3 protein-coding genes are annotated in these 3,028 nt (G+C 35.5%); all 3 read right to left on the bottom strand.

The genetic code is table 11. The annotated features are described in order from the left end of the window. Positions 1–215 precede the first annotated feature (215 nt). Positions 216–764, bottom strand: coding sequence for a hypothetical protein (locus I4Q58_RS15325; RefSeq protein ID WP_203296785.1), 549 nt, complete (start codon positions 762–764; stop codon positions 216–218). Between the two features lie 569 nt (positions 765–1,333). Continuing rightward, a complete protein-coding gene (locus tag I4Q58_RS15320; protein WP_203296784.1) occupies positions 1,334–2,071 on the bottom strand; it encodes a phytanoyl-CoA dioxygenase family protein in 738 nt (245 codons plus the stop codon). Positions 2,072–2,260: 189 nt separating this feature from the next. Continuing rightward, positions 2,261–2,929 (bottom strand): hypothetical protein, encoded by a 669-nt coding sequence (locus tag I4Q58_RS15315; RefSeq protein ID WP_236002958.1) that lies wholly within the window; start codon positions 2,927–2,929, stop codon positions 2,261–2,263. Between the last annotated feature and the right edge of the window lie 99 nt (positions 2,930–3,028).

The raw sequence follows: 3,028 nt of genomic DNA, 5'->3' as shown, positions 1-3,028 counted from the left end.
CAGGGTGGTTTTTTGTCTTTCATAAGGTATAGTACTAAAAGGGTTAATTTTTAGTCAACCTATTTCAGGACGATGCATCATATCAGCTTGCAGGTAACGGTCTTGTATAACGCCTCGCGTTTGGCGCTCGGTCAATTTACGCAATTTTCAGTTAAGCTGTATTTTGAACGATCATCGGAATTTTCACAAGGATAGCCAACCGCGCCAAATGCGCGTTATACATTGTTGGCTACAGTTATTAATCGCTCAGTTCTTTCAGCAACCTCCTTAAAGAATTTCCAGTCCGATGTTATTGAATCATCATTCTTTCCGACAAGCGTTCGTCTGTTTGTGTCATCAAATAAGGAACTATTGTTAACAATAGAGTTCAATCGTTTTAGATCAAATTCAGATATTTCATTCTTTAAATCTGAATAATGGGACTCCAACTTATCAATTAAATTTTCTCGAAACTCGATGCTTTCTGAAGACTCCATATATTCCATCAGAGCTGCTGCGGTGGATATTTGTTCCAAATTTTTTGAAGTGAGAACTAATTCAATAAGAAAATCAATTTTGTAATCATTTTTTTGCATCATCACCGGTCGATTTCTCTCCTCATTGTTCAAGCCAATTTTTAATTTTAGCCATACTGCTTCGTTATCCGGATCTTTGTATTCCGTTGTCCAATCAAATTCCGTTTTTTCTATCTTGATTAACTTTGAAGTCAATTCACGGATTGTTATTTGATTTGAAGTAAAAATCATTTCAATAATTGTAGCCAACGGTATTGTATAACGCAACGTTGCGCTTTGAGGCAACAAAATAAGTAAAACTTACCAGATTTTCCGCCTGCGAGGATTTTCAGATATGAAAATCCGAAGCAATGTGCGTTATACGTTGTTAACTTTAGTTGCGGAAAAGGATTTTTCCGAAAGCGATTCACTTTCAACATCAGTTTCAATTTTATCACCCCAGAACTAAATCAGAATTATCCGTTTAGTTGAGAAATCAATCGATTTACTCAATTCTTTCTCAAAATCAAATAAATTGTTCATTCCGAATTTTCAATTTCAGTTTAAAATCAGCTGTTCGGTTTGAAATTCAAGAAATCAACGCAACACATCAAAATCACATTTTTCAGCGCTGCTTTTTTATCAATTTCCATGCGAATGAGAGTCAGCTAAACCTTTTAAATTTGAATCCGCTGCAAGCGGGTCACCGCAATTAAAGTTAACGGTTTTGTATAATGTGCTGTTGTGCGGAGTTGAAGTTACGTATTTTTCAGATAATGCTTTGGTGAAATGATTTTATGGAATTTTCAATCAAGCTATTCAACCTAGCATAATGCACATTATACGTTGTTGTGCACTGGCTTTATTTCATATCTCTCCAACCAATCTAATGGTTCGGCCAAATCATTTTTGTTGAATTCTAAATGTATGACTCGTCTCTTTTTTCCATTTGTAGTTCGGTTTGAAGCATGAAGGGTCAATGGTTTCATCAACATCACTCCGCCTCTTTTGACATCACAAACAACTTCTCTATCGAGGTCCCGATTTTTGGAATCAGATCGTACGATTCCACTGGAATGTGATTCAGGTATGATTTTGAGAGCTCCATTTTCTAAATCGGTATCATCCAGATGAATCCGGATGGTAACGGTATCTTCCAAAATCTTAATAGGAGGTTGGACTCCGTTTTGGTTCTTTTTGAATGTCCAGTTCACATAATTCTTGACCGGGGCTTTTTGGTCAACAGATATGCTCAGGTCCTGGTGATATGCTACAAACCAATTCGATTCGCTCGGCTTGTCAAAATAGATAGCCTTTGTTAGGAAATATTCTTTGTCAAACAGTTGATCTAGTAAATCAATCATTTTTTCGTTGAAGATCTTATCTGCCAAATCAGGAACGTTCTTTATCAATTGTCTGATAGCGAAAAGATCCTTTGTTTTCATAAAGGAATTTCCGTTCTGTTCAGCTTTATCTATGCAGTGAATAATTTTCTCAACTTCCAAGTCTGAAAATAAATCGGTCAAGACCGAATATCCATTTTTTTCTAGTTCAGATTTGTTTTCTGTGAAATTCATCTCAAAGCTTGTGCACAACGGTTTTGTATAATGCGCGTCCTGCGCTTCTGTGAATTTACGCAATTTTCAATCGTAGCGAAAATTACGTTTTTGTAGTCCTTTTCAACAGCTTGACCGTCTGCGCAGTTCAATGCGCATTATACGTTGTTGGCAACTGGCATTTTATTTATCTTATTATTATCAATTCAATTATTTATCAACTGGTCTTTCAGGAATGTAAACGAAATCAATTTCGATATCCTTTCCATATGTAACTACCATAGAGCATAACACTGAGACACTTTTTCCATTATCAATGGCGGGATTCATTATCGGCATTTTTCTAAGCACTCTCAAAATTTCAGCTTGAATGGTAACCTCTGCATCTCTGACTTTCATGCCGGTTAAATTTCCGTTTTCAGTAATTATAAAAAAGGCTTCAACTTCCTTTGGTTCTGAAAGATTTAATTCTTTCAATAAACTCGAGTTAAATTCGCGCTTTATGAATGCCGTTACCTTTTCATTAAAACATTCTCTTGTTGCTTTATTAGAAAGGTCTTCACAACCATTAAAAACTGGCGCAATTTCTACATCTTTTAATATTATACTAGTGTCAGTGGTATAAGTTGCCAAACCGTCATTCTGTGACACAATACTGCAAATACTTAGCATCGCTTGTTCCTCTTCTTTAGTCAAATTTCCCTGTGCCATTACCTGTTCTTGTACGGCATTGATTTTCATTATCAACTCACTTTCTGCAATTTTTGAGGAATCAGTTTCTTTCTTACAGGAAACGCATAAAAGCCCAATAGAGATGGTTGAAATACAAATTAGACCATGGAATTGCTTATTTCTTTTAAAATTCAATGTGCATTTCATAAGGTTCGATTTTTTTGCTTGTTGCCAACGGTATTGTATAACGCTTCGTTGCGTTATTTTCCGAATTTAAAGTTAATTAAAAATTGATCATTTCTCGCT

Source organism: Luteirhabdus pelagi, assembly GCF_016827595.1.
GTDB classification, from domain to species: Bacteria; Bacteroidota; Bacteroidia; order Flavobacteriales; family Flavobacteriaceae; genus Luteirhabdus; species Luteirhabdus pelagi.
This window is presented reverse-complemented; position numbering and strand designations above follow the sequence as displayed.

Coding starts and splice junctions, on each gene's coding strand:
- I4Q58_RS15315 (WP_236002958.1), bottom strand. CDS start 2,929: ATGAAATGCACATTGAATTTTAAAAGAAATAAGCAATTCCATGGTCTA.
- I4Q58_RS15320 (WP_203296784.1), bottom strand. CDS start 2,071: ATGAATTTCACAGAAAACAAATCTGAACTAGAAAAAAATGGATATTCG.